Here is a 17,826-nt window from a genome sequence, read left to right as displayed (position 1 = left end):
TTACGGCTCTGGCCAAATAAGCGAGAGTGTGTACGGTACGAAGAGGCACGGCAGTAGCGGCGAATGCCCCAGGCACAGGCGCTACAGGCAGGCATGCGCTCAACAGGGACTCGAAGCCGCTGGCTAACGCTGTTAGCCGTATTTTCGAGATAGCGCTGCCAGCCGTTATTGGTGGTGAGGAGAAGTTTAGCGGGACGGAGTATATACATGGCACAGAGTATAGAGCGGAGCTTCGTTCATGCAAATTTCCGAAGCTGCGCTGCAGACGCGCTATATCCACAATCGACCAGAATGTTCTGGCTACAAATTCACGATATCTGGCATCCCAGCAGGGATTTTTTTATCGCCATATTTACGCATTCGTTAATATCTGACGCACCGGTCACCGCTTGGCTAAGGTTCGATTATCTCAAAATCACATGAAGTACCCTTGTAGAAACTCACTGCGCAGCACATAATGAAAATATCTATAACTCAATGATATTATTAAATTAAAACTTTAATTTCAGGTTAGCCAACTCTGCCGCGTGCGTTTAATAAATTGCGCCATGCTATTAGGCTCTTTGCCCGTCAGCTTTTTAACATTCTCGCTAAGACGATCTTCACCGCCCTGCGCAACATCACGATCCATAGCAGCCAACAGCTGCGCATAATCTGCATCCAGGCCAGATAACTGATAGCGGGCCGCCATTTGCTCAACTGTTAATGGGACATACTCAACGCTGAATCCCAGATCAGCAGAAAGAAGTTCTGCGACCTCGCCGTAGGAAAGCGTCTTTGGCCCGGTCAGAATAAAATCGTTATTTGGCGCTTCGGATGCCAATAGCGCGGTAACCGCCGAGCGGGCGATATCTTCTGCATCGATAAATCCAATCCGCCCGTTTTCCGTGGCCGAATAGATTTTACCCTCATTTTTGATTGTTGCCTGGTGGTGCTGTTCGGACAAATTCTGCATAAACCAGGTCGGTCGTAATACACACCATTCAGGCGCATGTTGGCGCAGAAAAGCATGGGTTTGCCCCATTAACGGGCCACCTTCTGGCAATGATGAAGCACTTAACAGAACAAAACGCTTCACTCCCTGGGCCAGCGCTTGCTCCAGCACCGGCCGCACGATGGCACGGTGGTCGCTGGAATGCGTGGGGGAAACCAGGTAAATGCTCGATATCCCGGTAAAAACGCTGTCTGAACAGGGTTTCTCCCAGTCAAAATAGCGATCCTTTGCCTGCTTTGGATGGCGGGTTGCAAGCTGAAAATCTATGCCTTTTTCTTCCAGTTGACGGGCCACACGTTTACCCGTTTTCCCCGTGCCACCAATCAATAACACGCGTGGATCAGTCATCTTTTACACCTTTCATTATTTGAGATATGTCCCCTGCTCCGCCCACGGCCTGCAGCATCACCAGCGGGTTCCAGTAATCCCGCCAACGCTTGATAAAACCATTGCGTAACGTTAGTACGCAAACATAATGCTGATCGTAGCGACGACCTGTTGCTATACCTGTGCCCTGACAACTTATTTCGAGTACCGCCTGCTGACCTCCCTCACCAACAACGGCATTTTCCAGGCTCATCGACGCTATTGAAATTAATTGAGCTATCTTCGGCAGGTAATCACCGAGTGCGGCCTTACCTGAAATATGCGACGGCCCATCGGGTAATGCATAAGGTAACTCAAACAGAATATCTTCAGTCATCATCGACATCAGCGTATCGTTATCCGCATTGAGGTAGCTGCCGATTGCCTGGTGCACCACCGCCGTCAATTCCGGAAAATAGTCAATCTCGCAGGACATTATGGTTTACTCCTCTTGAATGGAACGATATTGTTTCATCCAAAAATAATGAGGGAAGGTTGAATGGAACGCAAGAGTATCGACGAAAATAAAAAACGTAAACCGTCGGGAGCTGCGGTTATTCAGGCGTCTCTTACCCGGGCCCTTTACAAAGCGTTATTTGAGGAATGGGCGAGCCATGGCTATACAGGGATCCGCTTGGATCGCGTGGCATCCCGCGCGGGGGCCGGGAAAGCCGCCATATACCGCCGCTGGGTTTCGAAAAGAGAATTTGCAGCGGAGGCAATAGCTGAGGCTGGTTTGCTGCTGGCAAGCGTTGAAGATTGCGGCTCGCTGGAAAAGGACATCTCTGCCTTTCTCATGAAGTTACGGGCAACATTCCGCCATCCGTTAGTTCGGCGGATCCTGCCAGATATGCACGCCGAGCGCACCAGGAACGGCGAGCTTGCAAATATTCTTACTGAGCTTGCTGACCGTCGCCGCAAAATAGGCGTCGCGATATTTGAACGTGCCATTGCACGGGGGGAATTATCTGCGGATTTGGATATTGAAAATGCACTGAGCCTGCTACCCGCTATGCTTTATTGGGAGATTGTGGTGCTGGGAAAACCCGTTAGCCGTAAAAAAATAGAGCAGCAGGTCGAAAATATTACTCTTCTTCTCAAACACGGCAGGTGAAGAGCCGTTAATTCAATCTCAATTAAATTTGTTCGCAGGCATCAGATATATTTTTTAATGCGTGATGTGTAACGTTTTACTGATACTGATTAAAAATTTTACACGCGGCGGGCGCCCGGCCGCGAACACCACAGTAGTGTTTTAAGCCACTACAACGGTTCGAAAGATTACCGCCACTGACAATCAGCGCGATTAAGATGATAATTAGCCAGGAAATAGAGGTAAGGAGCGAATTTAATATTTCGCGTAAGTGTTAATTTAATACCGCGTAATTAAGCCTCGTGAATAATTGCGCTGGTATTGGCGCTACCCTTTCTATTTCTGCCCGTGACATATTGATAAAACCAACGTGATGGTCAAAGGCCGCCGGCAGCAGAAGCCGCACCGTTGATTTTATCTCTCCCGCGTCGTAACAGCAAAACCGTCGTCTCCCGCCCTCTGGATAAAATCCTCAACAACGTGAGAAGCGGCAACCCCACTGTTTATCAATATGGATAAGCGCCCACCTAAGGCGCGCTTGCTGTGCTCAAACGCGAAGGGCGACGCCCGTCTAACGTTGAACACCGTTCGGAATAACGCCGGTGAATGCGATCGTGACAAACTAAAAAGACACCAGAAGCCACGGACTAAAATCCACGAAAACGGCTTACGCCATAACCAAAGGTATTGAGGTAATGCATGTATTACGTAAAGGCTGGTCCCTCAGCGTTTAATTATGCCGCCCGGCCGGGCGAAATGCGTTTGTAAGCAGAATTTTAAAATGTACGGCGTTTGAATAAGGCAAAGTGCTACCTCATCGCAAACGTTACAACCGTATCCGAATAACCGCGTATAGATGACAACGGCATTATGCGTTTCAAAATCGCTTGCCGTAGCGGGCAGGCTTTCGGTAATACTGTATCGCCATAGTCAATAAGGAGCCGTTATGAAGATTCGCCACGCTGCGCTACAGGATGCCGCCGCTATCGCCGCTATTTATAATCACGCCGTATTACATACTGACACTATTTGGAGTGAGCAAGCGGTGGACAGTGATAATCGCAGTACCTGGATAACGCAGCGCCAGAGCGACGGTTATCCGGTGCTGATTTATGCCGATGAAGCGGGAAACGTCGCGGGTTATGCTTCCTACGGCGCCTGGCGCGCATTTGATGGATTTCGCTATACCGTTGAGCATTCCGTTTACGTGCATCCTGATCATCAGGGAAAAGGCGCCGGACGCGCGCTGCTGACACAGATTATCGCAGAGGCGCGCCAGGCCGGGATGCACATGATGGTGGCAGGTATAACGGCCACTAATCAGCCTTCACTGCATTTACACCGCTCGCTGGGGTTTACTGAAACGGCGCATATGCCGCAGGTGGGAGCTAAATTTGGGCGCTGGCTCGATTTAACGTTTATGCAGTTGAAGCTGGACGAGTCGCGCGCACCTGGCGATGAGAAAAATGCGAAGAGATAGCAAGTATTAATTCAAAAACGCTTCAGGGCAGCAAACGTTGATGAGACATTAACCCGTGCGGCGATCGGCCTGAGTTACGCCAGCCGCCGCCTGGAATTCCACTGCGGGAATAACCCCAGCCAGGAGCGGCGTTATCGTTAATGGGTAGCGCGCTGCGAGCGCCTCTCACTGATTGCACCTGTCCAAAACAGGTTCTTGCCATGGCGCTACCGGTTTTCAGATACAGGCTTCAATACCCCGGCCTCTGCGAAGCGAAAAGCGGCGCCCCACTATCGCCGCCGGTGGCTGAGAATAAGCGAACACAGCCAGCGGTGTAATCAGAAAATCTTCTCTTCAGCGACAGTCAACCAGCCGGTACTCCACTATCGCTACCGGCTGGCCGGGCAGCAGCGGACTCTGGCGGGCTGACGCTGAGGTTGGGCACCGCCAGCCGGATATGCTGCTCTGCCAGCGTTTCCATCAGGCGAATGTTTATCTCCTGCTGCAAGTCCATATATTTATTGTAATCAGCGGTGCTGACGATATACACCACCTCAAATGTCAGCCTGTCGCTATCGAAAGCAGAGAAGTGGGCGCGATCGAACTGCGTGTCGCCAACATCGTTAACGATCAGCTTCACTATCTCACCAATCTTTCGCAGTTTCTCCGGCGGCGTATTAATAGCAATTCCAAACGTAAACACCACTCGCCGGGTTTGCATACGCTTATAGTTATGGATGGTTTGCTGAAGCAGGATCGCATTTCCACAAACAATTTGTTCCCCGCTCAGGCTGCGAATACGCGTGGTTTTCAGCCCGATATGTTCAATTGTGCCGGAGACATCGTTAAATACGATGAAGTCCCCTATTTCAAAAGGTTTATCAAACCCTATCGCCAGCGATGCGAAGATATCACTCAATACCGTCTGTACCGCCAGCGCAATGGCAATCCCCCCTACGCCAAGGCTTGCGACCAGCGCCGTAATATCCACGCCAACATTGCCAAGGATGGACAATAGCATCATGGCCCAGACCAGCACGCGCAGCATCACCGTTAAAATAATCAGCGTGACCGGATTACGATAGCCTCCGCCCGGGCTTTGCATTACCTGCGCCATCCAGGAAGTGATGGCCCGGTCAAACCATATAGCAACCTGCACCGCGAGCACTAAAAACCAGGCGTGTGCGATGATGCCAGCGAGCGCAGGCGGCAGCGCCGCAAAGCGCAGGCTAATTAAAAAAGCAGCGATAAAAATGAGCGCGCGGTTGGTATGGTTAAGTACATCGAAGGCGATAAAGCGCCAGCGCCCGCTGTCTGCACGGGTTTCCAAAGCTTTACGGATGACGCTTAAAACTTTCGTCATCATTCCCCAGGCTGCAAGCGCTATCGCAAGCACCAGCGCCACGCGGGTCCAAAACGGCACTGAGGTTAACAGAGGCAATATGTTCATTTTTTCAATGATGGTCACAGGCTCTCCCCCTTTTTGCACTAAACCCACCAGTGTAGCATTTCAGAGGATGAGACCCGAGCGGCCCCGGTTTTACAGTATTTCCCGGCAGCGATTTTTACGCGAATTTAGCGAAAAGATATTGCTTTAAGCGGTAGGCTAAAAGATGACATTACAGGCAACCGGCGTTAACCACAGCGCCGGAAGATGCGGCAGCCAGCGCGGATTGGTGCCAAAGCCAATCCGCGTTATATCGCACTATTACAGGATTTTTCCACCGCGGGTAAGCTGCTCACTTCGTACGTGTTCCGATTCTTCCTTCGCTTCCCGGGCGTGGCGGTCGCGATGGGTAATCGCAATTCTTAATTTCTGTTGTAGCGCGTAGCGCGTTTCTTGAGATAGCCCGGCGTCTTCACCAAGCTCGACCAGCAGCATATTCATAGGCGCAATCACGCCTTTCTGAATAACGGCTTCCACCCGCTGCGTCATCTCATCCAAATCGGACATAGTCTCTCCTCGTAAGCGATATCGCCGCCAAAATGCGGCCTGAATAGTTCTATTCTATCATTGCATTTTTACCTGCGCCGTAAGCCTGTTTACCGCGCTCAATTTCATGTCTGAGTTTTATCGCCAAAATCATTGATGGATTATTGTGTAATGTCACCCAATGCGTTTGTGTTAGAGGCTTCAGGCGCACCCGCCGGATGCGAATCGATCGCTATAAACCAGACCTAAAGGCGGTTCCCGCTCCCCCTCTTTTTTGGCCTGTCTTTACCAAAGATAAAAAGCTGGCATACGCGGCCCTTTTTAAGAATCGCCCGCATCATTGTGACAACGTCACCAAGTTAATATCCGTCTTTTAACTCATACGTTATGTGGCATTATTTCGCCCCGTCGGGGCGAATAGTCTTAAACGAAGAAGTAGCTGAAAAGCGATATAAACAGTGAAGGCTTAAGGGATCATTTACCGGCAAGCGCGGATGCGCAAAATCTCGCTCATAATGCATGCCGATTTTTTCCATCACCCGCAGAGAGGGTTTATTCACGCTGGCGGTAAAGGCAATAATACTGCTCAACCCAAAATCGGGCTCAGCAATCTGCAAAACTCGCGCGGCGGCTTCCGTCGCTATTCCCTGCCCCTGGAAACGCCACGCCAATCGCCACGCTATCTCTACGGCCGGCGCAAACGGCAGCGTCAGGTCCACCTGCTGTAAACCGACTATTCCAATAACTTCGCCGCTATCTTTCGCTTCTACAATCCACAGACCATAGCCGTCACGCGCCATTTGGCTGCGAATACGTTCCGCCAGCGCATGGCTTTGTGCCTGTGACAAAACCGCAGGAAAATAGCGCATTACCCGCGCATCTGCGTTGATGGCGGCAAAGGGAATCATATCGGAATCGCGCCACGTCCGAAGATATAAACGCGGCGTTGAATATAGGTTCATGGCTCTCCCCGTACGGCGTCCGGCAAACGCCGGACTACCGCTGTGCTTTCGCTTTTCGGCCTGGAAGCGTCGACATCAATGCCTCCGGCGAGATACTCGCGACAATGCTCCCCGGTAGCGGCATTTTAAGGATATGCGGTTTGATTTTCCCCATCACGTGCATTTCACAGGGTTTGCAGTCAAACTTCAGCGTCAATACTTCATCCTGATGTACCAGTTGCATTGGCGTCGCGCGGATCCCCTTCACGCCTTTAGCCTGCTTTGGACACAAATTAAACGCAAAACGCAGGCAGTGTTTAGTGATCATGACCGGCACTTCACCTTTCTCTTCGTGCGCTTCGTAGGCAGATTCAATCAGCGATACGCCGTGGCGCTGATAGAACTGGCGCGCTTTTCCATTGTAGACATTGGCCAGGAAAGAAAGGTGGGTCTGCGGCCACACCGGCGGCGGTGAGGTTTCCTGTTTGCGCAGCGCGCGCGGCCAGGCGGCCAGGCGCGCTGCATCCAGAAGTTCCAGCGTTTCACGCCGGAGCTGATTCAACAGACCGTTAGGCACAAACGGCAGCTCCGCGCCGAGAATATCAATATTATGCGACCGAAACACGGTCTGCCCCATTTTCGACAGCCCCGCCGTCAGATTTTCGCGCGCTTTTTCCACATCGCGCGCCGCGTCAAACTGCCCGTCCAGCGTATGCGTCACGCTTACGCCCTCTTCACTCTGCGCAGTTAATTGCAGCCGCGTACCGCTCTGCCATTCAAATATAAGCGAGACCGCCACGCGCCGTTCACTGGACGTTTTTAGCAGCGCCTGCTGCCAGTTGTGGTCGAGATTGCGATTAATCGGCTGCGGTAAACGCAGCGTAGCCATGGCCGGTGGCAGTGGGTTGGTGCTTAAACGCCAGCGCCCGTTGCCTTTGTCTTGCGCGACATTGACCCGAAAGCCCGCCACTTCGCGCTTAATCATGACATTCAGACCATCGCCGTTGGAGAACGGCTCCGGTGAGACAATTTCAACCCAGTCTTTTCCCTGTGCCACCAGTTCGCCCACCGGCAGCCCGACAAACGTCGGCGAATCAAAAGCCCCGATTTCCCCCTGCCGCCCGTGCACAAAGTAATCGGTACTGCCGCGATGGAAAGTTTTATCCGGTGAAGGCACAAAAAAGTGTTCGGTATGCCCGAGCGAAGCGCGACGCAGCGCGCCATCGCTGGCGTCGATAATCGCATCCAGCCGCTGGCGATACCACGCCGTAATGTTTTTGACATAGCTCATGTCTTTATAGCGCCCTTCGATTTTGAAAGAGCGCACGCCGGCATCGATAAGCGATTCCAGATTCGCCGTCTGATTATTGTCCTTCATGGAGAGCAGGTGTTTTTCCCAGGCCACCACGCGGCCGTGCTCATCTTTTAATGTGTATGGCAGGCGGCAGGCCTGCGAGCAATCGCCCCGGTTGGCGCTGCGCCCGGTCTGGGCGTGTGAAATGTAGCACTGCCCGGAATACGCCACGCACAGCGCGCCGTGGATAAAAAACTCCAGCGTCGCATCGCACTGCTGATGAATCGCCTGTATTTGCGCCAGACTAAGCTCACGGGCCAGAACTATCTGTGAAAATCCCGCCGCGGCGAGAAATGCCGCCTTTTCAACGCTGCGTATATCGCACTGCGTGCTGGCGTGGAGATCGATGGGGGGGATATCCAGCTCCAGAATCCCCATATCCTGCACAATCAGCGCATCCACGCCCGCCTCGTAGATGTCGTGGATTAAGCGCTGCGCCGGCTCCAGCTCTGCGTCATGCAAAATGGTATTAAGCGTAACAAACACTTTCGCGCCATAGCGATGCGCAAACGGCACCAGCCCGGCGATATCGCTCAGGCTATTGCCGGCATTATGACGCGCCCCGAAGCCAGGCCCACCGATGTATATCGCGTCGGCGCCGTGGCGAATCGCCTCGCGGGCAATATCGGCATCGCGAGCCGGGCTAAGAAGTTCAAGTGCGTTGGCGTGCTGGCGCATACGGTGTATCCATGTCGGTCGAAAAGCGGCTATTGTAGTCAGAATACCCGTAAATCAGAACTGCTTTCGCAGCGTAAAAAGGGAAGCACAGGATTGATACTGTATTTAGATAATATCATTGGCGGCAAATATTGAAGCATGGCTGGCTGGGGAATTTTATCAGGCTCACCGGAAAGCACAGGTTTTGAGCCAGCTTCATACCGGAACACCACAGTCATGCTCTTAAAGGTTGGCTCAGGTTTCCTTTCCGGGTGTTTCTTCCGAAGGTACTCGTAACCCCGCGCATTTCCTGCCGAACTTTCATCGTAAGTGCCAATGAAGCAGCCTTAAACCAGATTACCGTCGTCATTAAGAGAAAAAGGTGCGCGGAAATAATCCTGATTTCTTTGTCGTTCACGCAATTGACTGACCATGCCCCAGATGCCATTTCTCTTCATCATAGAGTACGTCTTATTTCTTATAGCGCCTGCGTTCGCAGGGCTTGCTACAAATCGGTGATTAACCTCTCATCGCCAATTCGAGCTATGAGAGCGTGAAGTTGAGCGCACTGGCCATATGTCAGGTAATTGATTCGTAAAACAGTTCGCCGGTGGCGTGGCGTGGCGTGGCGTGGCGTGGCGTGGCGTGGCGTGGCGTGGCGTGGCGAGAGAATAAACTGAGTATTAGCCAGTGCCAAATTTTCCGGTAAGCGCCATATCATGCAGGGGTGCACATCCGTTTCCCTCTGGCTACATGTATTGCTGCGGGTTTTCCGTCTATAAAATAAATCAATTATTCAGATAACAGCGAAGTTTGGCAGTCTTTAATGGAAAATCGCGTTAAATAGCGCCAAGAGCGATGAACAATCACTTGCGCAGCTTTGAATGGTATTTCCCATTTCGCCGGGAATTTTGTGTGCGGTCAATGCTCCGTGCGTGGACTCACAGAACAGTCGGTATATTTATTATTATGCGGCTCACCGCCGCGTCGTCCTGCCCGCATACTCGCCCGCAGAAATAATAGTGATATTGATAACCTTCGGCGCAATCGCCGGGCGTTCGCGGTGCCCGGCTCAAAAGAAGCCGCTGCGCCGCTACATTTTACGTGCCAGCAGCGTGGCAAAACGCAGCCTGATACGGTTGCCGTTTTCATCGGTGCGGTGCAGCTCGCCGGGGTCTTCGTTGTATTTCACTGTTTCCCAGTTTGCGTAGTAGTTAGACAACTCCCCGGCCCGAAAGGCGAACGGGAATCCGACGCGGCAGGGATAATCGTCGGTATCCATCGCTGCGACAATCAGGTTATAACCGCCTGTGCGCGTCGCTCGCTGCATATTTGCAATTAGCCCCGGAATGGCCTGCGGCTGGAGAAACATCATCACCACCGTTGAGAGAATAATGTCGTATTCACCGTCAAAATGCAGGGTATTTAAATCTGCGATATCCGCGCTTAGCGTCGTTATTCCCTCCGCCTGCGCAATACGCCGGACATTCTCAATGCTGGACTCATTGCGATCCAACGCGGTAACGTCATAACCCCGGGCCGCCAGATACAGGCTATTACGCCCATTTCCGCAGCCCAGGTCGAGCGCTTTCCCCTGCGACGGCAGGTATTGCATCGCGTTAAGGACTTCGGAGTGCGTCTGCGTCAGACCGTATTTTTCGGTAAAATAATGTTCATCTCGCATTCATTAATGCTCCTCTTGTGTTTCATCTACAGGCCCGCGCTCGCGCATCAACAGCCTGCCTTGCGCCAGCAATATTAGGGTCCGTATTATAAGTACGCCGATGACCGTATTCGAAAAAATAAACAGCGCCGGGGCCAGCCAGCGGTAAATATCATTGGGATAGGCAGCAACTAAATGCAGCGAGGTAGTCGCCAGCGCCGATACCCCAAATGAAAAGCTCCAGAACGCCACGCTGAACGGCATAGCAAGATACCATGACGCCAGACGCAGCATAAATAACAGTTGTAATAGCCCATAACCAAACAGCAGGCAGGCAAGAGTATCCCCTACGCCGCCGTTCACGCTTAGCCACGCGCTGCAGGCTACCAGCGCAGGCGCGAGCTGAATACCTATAGACGCGCGCGACGACTCTGGCATTGCGCCATCATTACGCAGACGCTGTAAAATCGCCGGTTCCAGGCTGAGCCAGGAAAACAGGCCGGCTCCGAGAAACAGCACGCCGGCTTCACGCCAGCCTAATACACCGCAGGCCATTGCGCTAATGAAGTTACAGGCCACGGTAGGCAAATATAACCCCGGCGTGGTGGCTTCCTTTGGATGATTGCCGCGCCATAACCCCGCGCTTTGCCAGGCGGCGTAAAGAAGCTGCACCGCCGCGCCCGTCACAAATAAACCGACTGCCAGCGGGCGCAGCCAGGGCAGCACGCCTATCGCGACCAGCATCGTAGTGGCTGGCGCCAGGCTGACAAAACTGCTTTGCACTGGATTATGCATTTCCGCACGCACTGACCATGGATGGCGCACCAGTCGCCATAAAAATGCACTCATGAGAAATAGCCATAGCGCGATAGCCGTGCCTACCAGGAATTCTCCGGGCCAGCGTGGTATAGCCCAGACCGTAGGCGCATAGCGCCACGCTAACCCCATACCGATAATACCCAGGACCATACCAAAATAGCCGGCAGGTAATTTTAGAATGCAGCGTTGTACCGTAAGTCGGGGTTCGCCTGTAGGTTGATAATGCATTATGTTTAAATCTTAAAATATATTTGAAATGCATTTTATGAGATTTGCCTGAGAGATGCCACCCTCGCGCCTCAGGAATCGGGATCTTTGCTACGGTTAATAAAGCACCCTGAAATTACAGAGAGCAGCCATGCCTAAATTTCGCCTTTGCGAACCCGCTCGTCCTTTTGTGATAAAGGAAGCAGATACGACGCATACTCGCTGGCTGCGCCAGATTGAAGCGCTCGTCGATTTCGCCGATGTGCGCGCCGGCGAGCGCGGCGGCTGGCTGGAAGACACTACGCAGCTGAGCCAACAAGGCAACTGCTGGTTATATGATACCAGCGCGCTGCTTTATGGCGGCGCGCGCGTTTCCGGCGAAGCGCGTATCTGCGGCGCGAGTATTATCAGCCACGGCGCGCAAATAGACGGTGAGGCCAGTATCGACGATTCGTATATCAGTCATCACGCCCACGTTACCGGGCAGGCCAGCGTGCGCGCCTCACAGGTTTCCGGGGAGTGCGTGATTAGCGATGTGGCGCGAATAAGTGACAGCCACGTGCGGGCATGCCAGGGTTTTACCGATGATACACATTTGCGTCTGCGCATTGCGGACCGCGCCAGCGTTTACGCCTCCAGAATTGTGCATCAGGCCCAAATTTACGGCAGCGCGCTGGTGAGCTACGCCTTTGTCGAGCATCGTGCAGCCATCTTCGATCATGCAATCATTGAAGGCAACGAAATCAACGATGTATGGATTTGTGACTGCGCGCAGGTTTGCGAGCGGGCGCAAATCATCGCCGGGCGCGGCGAGGGGGAAAGTCCGACTTTGCGCTATAGCGCCCGCGTGTGTGGCTGTGCTCGCGTATACGGAGACTGCGTATTAAAACACCACGTTGTGGTTGGGGACTACGCAGTGCTAAGCGGCGGCCCATTATTACTGGACGATCGGGTCGAGGTTAGCGGCAATGCCTGCGTACGTGGCAGCGTCACGCTGGATGATCAAATCCGCGTATGCGATCGCGTTAATGTAGTAAACGTAGATAGCGAAACGCTGCATATTCACGGAAATAAAGTGTTCACCGATGAGCAGTACATTACGCGCATGCCATTTTATGGGATTGTCTGAAGCGCGATGGCTATCAGGAGCAGCGGCATCCATGCTTCCCATGAGGTGGGGAACTGACTAAACTTTGTGAGCAGGGTTCGCCGGGGCCGCTCACCGACGGGTATCTGCCGTAACACCATGCGCAATGTCATTGGCAGCACGCCCGGCAGCGTGATTCCAGGCCAATTATCCTGCCGCTTGCACGCTTTGGCGGCGGTGGACATTATACCGACTTTCATTCATTGATTTGTGTTATGCCCGATCCGCTTCACTATCGATAATCCGCGCATAAATATTCTGATCGTGAAATCTTCCGTTTAGAAACTCCGCCTGTTTTAGGCGGCCTTCCAGCGAAAAACCATTGCGCAGCGCTACGCGATTACTCGCCTCATTGGCAACGATGCAGCGTATAACAAAGCGGCGCACCGCGCCTTCCTGCGCATATTTTTGCATCACTGCCTGTAGCGCGCGTGAAATAATCCCCTGCCCCTGGGCCGCTTGTGCCAGCCAGTAGCCGATATAAGCCGCTTTATTCGCGTGCTCAATCACGTTTAACGAAAAAACGCCGACCAGCACACTATCGTGCAGGATCATAAACATCTTGCTGAAATTACGATGATGCAGGAAATAATTCCCACGTAGCGTTTTGAGCGTGTCTTCTTTATCGACAACGTGCTGCGGCCAATCCATTGCCTGCTGTAGCCAGGCTTTATTACTTATGATCAGGGCGTACAGCGGTTCAAGAAAATTCTCGTTCACCGACGCTAAACGCAGGCGTGCGTCAATCTCCAGGGTTTCATCCTGCCAGCTATGAGTTTGTGTCACCCTCTCTCCTTACTCGCTGCGCAACGGTAAAATTCACCCTAATAAAAGGTGACCGGTATTTCGCCCCGCCGGGGCAAATTATCTTTAGCTACGTAATAGCGTCGCTAAAATGATGAAAACCGCATTTATCAATGCGGCTTCATGGATTATCAGGCTGGTACAAATGCCGTTGGCTAGCGCATTTGGCGATCGTCAACGTATTTACGCTGCTCCGGCGCCGGCGGGAAATACTGGTACAACCATGTTTCGCTGAGCGTCTCCCCCTGGCTACGCAGGTACATTCGCATTTCAACCGGTGCGGTGCCGCTGTCCGTTGGGTACCAGTCAAACAGAATACGGTATCCGTTGAGCGGCGCCACATAAAGTATCTCAAGCTGGCGTGCTTCACCGGACGATAAAGTAATAACAGGCTCAATGCCTTTATCGGCAAAAGACGTTAGCGCGCCATCGACAAAATCTACGGAGAACCGGCGCGCCCATTTTTCAGGGTAGTGTTCACCGGGCGCCCAGCCTTCAGGGAAGCCGCCCATGCCAGTTCGGGTCGCATGCACACGCGCCAGCGGCGTGTGCACCGGCGGCAGTGCGCTCCAGTACAGTCGATATTTAAAGGCTAATTCGTCGCCTTCCTGAATGGGTTTTTCCGGCTGCCAGAAGCACACAATATTATCGAGCGTTTCACCGGTAGTCGGTATTTCCAGCAAGTTAACCGCCCCTTTCCCCCATGCGCTGCGCGGCTCCACCCATAAGCTGGGCCGTTTATCATACCAGCCAAGAACATCCTGATAGTTTTCAAAATGATGATCGCTTTGTACCAAACCAAAGCCTTTCGGATTCTCATCGTCAAACGCGTTAAATTGCAGTTTCTGTGGGTTATTTAACGGGCGACATACCCACTCGCCGTTACCGCGCCACATTGCCAGGCGATCGGAATCATGTATTTGCGGATGAATGGTATCGCACATACGCCGCTCATTGGTACCACAGCTAAACATACTGGTCATCGGCGCGATGCCAACCTGCTTAATCGCCTTGCGCGCAAACAGATGATTCTCGATATCCATCACCACGCGCTTCTTCTCGCAGTGAATCGTAAATTTATACGCGCCGGTCACGCTCGGGCCGTCAAGCAGTGCATAAACCACAAACGTGGTCGAATCTGCCGCCGGGGTTTCAAACCAAAACGCGGTAAAATCCGGAAACTCCTCGGTGCCGTCGGTGAAGGTATTCACGGCCAGGCCTCGCGCCGATAGCCCATACTGACCGGTATCATCCACGGCGCGAAAATAACTGGCGCCTAAAAAAGAGACAACGTCGCGCTGCGCCAGCAATGGAGCTTTGAATGCGCGAAAGCCGGCAAAACCCAGGTCCGGCTGGGCGGCTAGCTGACGCGTATCTACGCCAGCATCGTGATAGTTAAAAAGCTCGGGGCGAAAATGGATTTCCCGCGCCTGATGTGAGGACGGATCGAGGGAAAACATGCGCACGCGGCGTTTAAACCCCATGCCCATATGAAAGAACTGTACATCTAACTGGCGCCCGGAGAGCGTATTCCACAGCGAATGACCGGCGTCATACTGAATACTGTTATATGCCTGAGGCGTTAGCTGCGTCAGCGTCTCTGGCAGCGGGCGCGGAGCGCCGCGCCAGTTTGCCTTCGCCAGCAGAGCGGCCTTTTTCTGTAAATGTTCAAAATCAAAGGGGCGTGAATCACCATCGGCGATACCGTCATCATCATCCGCCCATGCGGTTTGTGAGAACAGGCCAGCAAGGCCCGGCGTGCCGCAGGCTGCGGCAAGAGCCATAGAGGCTTTAAGAAAACGTCTGCGGTTCATGCCTGAGTATGAGTCCTATGGTTGAAATATTTTACGCCGCCTGACGGAAGCGGCAATAAATAATGCCTCAGGTATGACTCCGCATGCCAGACAAAATTCATTGAAAAGCGGTGAGTTTCGCCGTTTTTGCCTCTTTAGCGCGCCCGCCACGCCCGAATAAAAAATCGGACCAGCGATAATCTGCAAAAGATGAATAAACGGAACACGCGGATTTCTCAGCCGCTATTGTCTCTGCTTCTTTTGCTGCGGGTTTCATTCTTTTTGCCAGACGTTGTTAATCTCGGCACGAGGCCGCGCTGCCTGCAAACTATTATTAGCAAATAGTATGTTGTAACTAATAAAACAATACCGAAGATTTAATCATTTCTTGCCGCGCGTTTTGTCGTGAAACGCTCACCCATGCCTGAAAGCGCCTGCCTGCCCGAAACACTTTCCAATACGGTGCGCCTGCAATGCAAATGATGAACCGATAACGCAGGGACCAACGATTCATCATTTACACGCGGCGGCGCGTAAATTATTTCATTAAACGAGGGAATAAGATTAAGGCGCTATCCCGATTCACCTGCGCCCGCAGCTCCCCCTGAAAACCATCAAAAGCGTCTAGCTGAGCGGTGAAAGAAGCGCCTACGCTCGCCGGCGCATACGGATAATCACTGCCGTATAGCACGTGTCCTGGCCGGGCAAAGGCTAATAGCGCCGTCAGGGAGATAGATCCACAGGAAAGCGCTGTATCAAAATAAAAACGGCGCAAATCATCGCGTATCACCTCTGCAGATAACTCAGCGTTGAGGCCAGGCAGCAGTTCAGCATAGCGTTCACAGGCATAAGGCAAAAAACCGCCCGCGTGCGATAAAATCACCTTCATACGCGTATAACGGCGCATTACGCCATTGATGGTCATGTGTAACGCGGTTCGCGTGGTGTCAGCCGGGAAATCGGTGAGCGGCGCGGGCATGCCGTCCAGCGGTGTCATTGGCGGTTTAAACGGGTGGATGAATACTACGCACGCCCGGCTATCCAGCGCCTGCCACAGCGGTTCAAAGCGCGCATCGCCCAGATAAATGCCGTCATAGTTGGTCATAAGCACCACGCCATCGGCATGCAGATCGTTCAGGGCATAATCCAGTTCTCGCAGCGCTGCATCAATGTCCGGCAGCGGCAGCGTAACGAAATTGCCAAAGCGTTGCGGATTGCCGTGAACGATTTCAGCGGCGTAATCATTAATCCGGCGCGCCATCTCTGAGCGCGCCGCGCCCTGCCATCCGGATAGCCCCGGCGCGGTCAGCGATAAGATCCCACAGCCTATCTGCAGATCATCCATAAAGCGTATCGCTGAGGCAGGCGACCATTCGGGACTCTTCCAGCCGGAAGGATCTCCACCGTGCAGGGGCAGCGCCTCGGCCCAAAATGGCGGCACAATATGCTGATGAACATCAATACGGTTGTAGGTACTCATGCGCTCTCCTTTTTATCATGATTCCAGTTCATTACCGCATCACGATAAACAACTCTGCCCAGGCCGGCTAATAGCTTATTATCATCGGCTGATAACCGTGAGTTATGGACGTGCATCATGGAATTAAGGCACCTGCGTTATTTCATCGCAGCCGCTCAGGAGCGTCATTTTGGCAATGCCGCCCGTCGGCTGAATATCGTTCAGCCAGCGCTGAGTAAGCAAATTCAAGACTTAGAAGGCCAAATTGGCGCGCCGTTATTCGATCGCCGTAAGCGAGGCGTTGAGTTAACCGAGGCGGGCAAGCGTTTTTATGAAGAAGCATTAAAAATACTGGCCCAGACCGATTACGCGGTGGAAAGCGCTCGTCAGGCGGCGAGCGGCGCCAGCGGTATGTTACGTCTCGGATTTTCCGGCAACGCTTTTTTTGCCAATGTGATTTCCGCGCCGCTGCGCGCGTTTCGGTTGTGCTACCCGGATGTACGCCTGACGCTAAAAGAGTTACCTACCGGTCAGCAACTCCAGGCGCTACAGGACGCGACGCTGGATGTGGCAGTAATGCCGTGCTTCAGCCGCCATCCCCCGCAGGGGATTATCACGCACCGTTTGCGCCGCTGGCGCTGGATAGTTGGCGTCGGCGATAACCATCCGCTGGCACACCGCGCCACGCTTACCGCCGCCAGTCTTATTCATGAGCGATTTATTATTTACGGAGACAGTAAAGATAATCATGGCCAAATAAATGCGCTAACCCACCTGCTGGGCCAAACGCCTTTTATTACAGACATAGCGGACAGTACTGTCACCACATTAACACTCATCTCCGCAGGCTATGGCATCGCCCTGCTTCCGGCGTCTTTTCTTTCTCTGAACGCGCCGGGTGTCATCTATAAGGCGCTGCCAGAATTTGAGGCGCAGGCAGAACTCAATATCTATTACCGGCAGACGACGGAGCGCGCAACGGTGGAAAACTTTCTCGCCACGATGCGCAGCATCGGCGACTTCAACCTTCCCGATGACTGACCAGCGGCGCCGCACTTTTGCACGAAGCTTTGCGTTTACCCTCGGCGCAGACGATTTGCCGGATTTTACGCAGCGCCTTTATGCCAATGAGCTATC

16 protein-coding genes and 1 pseudogene are annotated in these 17,826 nt (G+C 52.9%); 5 read left to right on the top strand and 12 right to left on the bottom strand.

The features are described 5' to 3' along the window. Positions 1-505 precede the first annotated feature (505 nt). Entirely contained in the window at positions 506-1,342 is an 837-nt protein-coding gene (locus SFA31_RS14525; protein ID WP_322838626.1) for an ergot alkaloid biosynthesis protein, read from the bottom strand. Next, the gene (locus tag SFA31_RS14520) at positions 1,335-1,796 is read right to left on the bottom strand and encodes a nuclear transport factor 2 family protein (RefSeq protein ID WP_322838625.1); all 462 of its coding nucleotides are present in this window, start codon (positions 1,794-1,796) and stop codon (positions 1,335-1,337) included. The genes SFA31_RS14525 and SFA31_RS14520 overlap by 8 nt, the downstream gene beginning before the upstream one ends. Positions 1,797-1,859: 63 nt before the next feature. On the opposite strand from SFA31_RS14520, the gene SFA31_RS14515 reads away from it, so the two are divergent. The 3 genes and pseudogenes from SFA31_RS14515 to SFA31_RS14510 all read left to right on the top strand — a co-directional run bounded on the left by SFA31_RS14515 (position 1,860) and on the right by SFA31_RS14510 (position 3,933). Then, a complete protein-coding gene (locus SFA31_RS14515; RefSeq protein WP_322838624.1) occupies positions 1,860-2,474 on the top strand; it encodes a TetR/AcrR family transcriptional regulator in 615 nt (204 codons plus the stop codon). A gap of 289 nt (positions 2,475-2,763) precedes the next feature. Next, positions 2,764-3,221 (top strand): annotated as a pseudogene (locus SFA31_RS19110) (DDE-type integrase/transposase/recombinase); the annotation flags it as partial. A gap of 178 nt (positions 3,222-3,399) precedes the next feature. Beyond that, complete coding sequence (locus SFA31_RS14510) at positions 3,400-3,933, top strand: N-acetyltransferase family protein (protein ID WP_322838623.1); 534 nt, start codon at positions 3,400-3,402, stop codon at positions 3,931-3,933. A gap of 343 nt (positions 3,934-4,276) precedes the next feature. Here SFA31_RS14510 and SFA31_RS14505 read toward each other — a convergent pair whose 3' ends face one another. The 6 genes from SFA31_RS14505 to tehA all read right to left on the bottom strand — a co-directional run bounded on the left by SFA31_RS14505 (position 4,277) and on the right by tehA (position 11,507). After that, positions 4,277-5,380 carry a mechanosensitive ion channel family protein gene (locus SFA31_RS14505; RefSeq protein ID WP_322838622.1) on the bottom strand — a complete coding sequence of 368 codons (1,104 nt, stop codon included), beginning with the start codon at positions 5,378-5,380 and terminating at the stop codon, positions 4,277-4,279. A gap of 240 nt (positions 5,381-5,620) precedes the next feature. Beyond that, a complete protein-coding gene (locus tag SFA31_RS14500; protein WP_322838621.1) occupies positions 5,621-5,866 on the bottom strand; it encodes a DUF2526 family protein in 246 nt (81 codons plus the stop codon). A 374-nt stretch (positions 5,867-6,240) separates the two neighbouring features. After that, positions 6,241-6,807, bottom strand: coding sequence for a GNAT family N-acetyltransferase (locus tag SFA31_RS14495; protein ID WP_322838620.1), 567 nt, complete (start codon positions 6,805-6,807; stop codon positions 6,241-6,243). A gap of 34 nt (positions 6,808-6,841) precedes the next feature. After that, positions 6,842-8,818 carry a U32 family peptidase gene (locus SFA31_RS14490; protein WP_322838619.1) on the bottom strand — a complete coding sequence of 659 codons (1,977 nt, stop codon included), beginning with the start codon at positions 8,816-8,818 and terminating at the stop codon, positions 6,842-6,844. A gap of 1,072 nt (positions 8,819-9,890) precedes the next feature. After that, complete coding sequence (gene tehB / locus SFA31_RS14485) at positions 9,891-10,481, bottom strand: tellurite resistance methyltransferase TehB (RefSeq protein ID WP_322838618.1); 591 nt, start codon at positions 10,479-10,481, stop codon at positions 9,891-9,893. A gap of 3 nt (positions 10,482-10,484) precedes the next feature. After that, positions 10,485-11,507 (bottom strand): dicarboxylate transporter/tellurite-resistance protein TehA, encoded by a 1,023-nt coding sequence (gene tehA, locus SFA31_RS14480; protein WP_322838617.1) that lies wholly within the window; start codon positions 11,505-11,507, stop codon positions 10,485-10,487. A gap of 130 nt (positions 11,508-11,637) precedes the next feature. Here tehA and ydcK point away from each other — a divergent pair, with 130 nt between their 5' ends. Continuing rightward, entirely contained in the window at positions 11,638-12,615 is a 978-nt protein-coding gene (gene ydcK / locus SFA31_RS14475) for a YdcK family protein (protein ID WP_322838616.1), read from the top strand. Here the strand turns inward: ydcK and SFA31_RS14470 are convergent. The 4 genes from SFA31_RS14470 to SFA31_RS14455 all read right to left on the bottom strand — a co-directional run bounded on the left by SFA31_RS14470 (position 12,600) and on the right by SFA31_RS14455 (position 16,710). Then, complete coding sequence (locus SFA31_RS14470; protein ID WP_322838615.1) at positions 12,600-12,818, bottom strand: hypothetical protein; 219 nt, start codon at positions 12,816-12,818, stop codon at positions 12,600-12,602. The genes ydcK and SFA31_RS14470 overlap by 16 nt on opposite strands. 28 nt (positions 12,819-12,846) lie before the next feature. Beyond that, positions 12,847-13,419, bottom strand: a complete 573-nt coding sequence (gene rimL / locus SFA31_RS14465; RefSeq protein ID WP_322838614.1) for a 50S ribosomal protein L7/L12-serine acetyltransferase — start codon at positions 13,417-13,419, stop codon at positions 12,847-12,849. A 173-nt stretch (positions 13,420-13,592) separates the two neighbouring features. Beyond that, a complete protein-coding gene (locus SFA31_RS14460) occupies positions 13,593-15,251 on the bottom strand; it encodes a glucan biosynthesis protein (RefSeq protein WP_322838613.1) in 1,659 nt (552 codons plus the stop codon). Between the two features lie 517 nt (positions 15,252-15,768). Continuing rightward, positions 15,769-16,710, bottom strand: a complete 942-nt coding sequence (locus SFA31_RS14455) for an amidohydrolase family protein (protein WP_322838612.1) — start codon at positions 16,708-16,710, stop codon at positions 15,769-15,771. A 117-nt stretch (positions 16,711-16,827) separates the two neighbouring features. Here SFA31_RS14455 and SFA31_RS14450 point away from each other — a divergent pair, with 117 nt between their 5' ends. Then, positions 16,828-17,730: a LysR substrate-binding domain-containing protein gene (locus tag SFA31_RS14450; RefSeq protein WP_322838611.1), complete on the top strand. Its 903-nt coding sequence runs from the start codon at positions 16,828-16,830 to the stop codon at positions 17,728-17,730. Positions 17,731-17,826 lie beyond the last annotated feature (96 nt).

It is taken from the genome of Erwinia sp. HR93, from assembly GCF_034555055.1.
GTDB lineage: Bacteria > Pseudomonadota > Gammaproteobacteria > Enterobacterales > Enterobacteriaceae > Apirhabdus > Apirhabdus apintestini.
The sequence above is the reverse complement of the archived record's forward strand: the minus strand, read 5'-3'. Positions and strand labels throughout refer to the sequence as shown.